At 30.3% G+C, this 664-nt stretch carries 1 protein-coding gene; it reads left to right on the top strand.

Features of this window, described 5'->3' with window-relative positions; genetic code table 11:
- A partial coding sequence (locus tag DIU01_RS06915) for a pyridoxal-phosphate dependent enzyme (protein ID WP_290832845.1) occupies nt 1-486 on the top strand: 486 nt, incomplete at its 5' end.
- Nucleotides 487-664 lie beyond the last annotated feature (178 nt).

Here is a 664-nt window from a genome sequence, read left to right as displayed (position 1 = left end):
ACAGGAGGAACTATTTCTGGAACTGCACGTTTCTTGAAAGAACAAAATCCAAATATTAGAATTTTAGGAGTTGATGCTTTTGGATCGGTTTTGAAAAAATACCACGAAACAAAAGAATTTGATAACGATGAAATTTATCCTTACCGAATTGAAGGTTTAGGGAAAAACTTAATTCCATCTGCAACCGATTTTGATGTTATCGATAAATTTATGAAAGTAACCGATGAGGAAAGTGCTCACGTTACTAGAGAAATTGCCAGAAAAGAAGGATTATTTGTAGGATATACTTCTGGTGCGGTTTTGCAAGCAATTCGTCAATATGCAGCCGAAGGAGAATTTGATGAAAACAGTAATGTAATTGCAATTTTCCCAGATCATGGTTCAAGATATATGAGTAAAGTATTCAGCGATGAATGGATGAACGATCAAGGTTTCTTTGATAGCGTTAACGCCGAAGAAGTTCAAAAAATTGAATTTATAAAATAAGTAAATTACTTTTTTAAATATATTGAATCCCAAGTTTTTACTTGGGATTTTTTTATAGATTTGAATTTATTATGTAAAAAGAATAGCTTCTTCCTCACAAAATCATGATTTAAATTTTAAGGAAATAGATAGGCATAAAACTTTCATTAATTTCATTTGTTTTTTAAAGGATTATGAT

The organism is Flavobacterium sp. (assembly GCF_003525665.1).
Taxonomy (GTDB): domain Bacteria; phylum Bacteroidota; class Bacteroidia; order Flavobacteriales; family Flavobacteriaceae; genus Flavobacterium.
The sequence above is the reverse complement of the archived record's forward strand: the minus strand, read 5'-3'. Positions and strand labels throughout refer to the sequence as shown.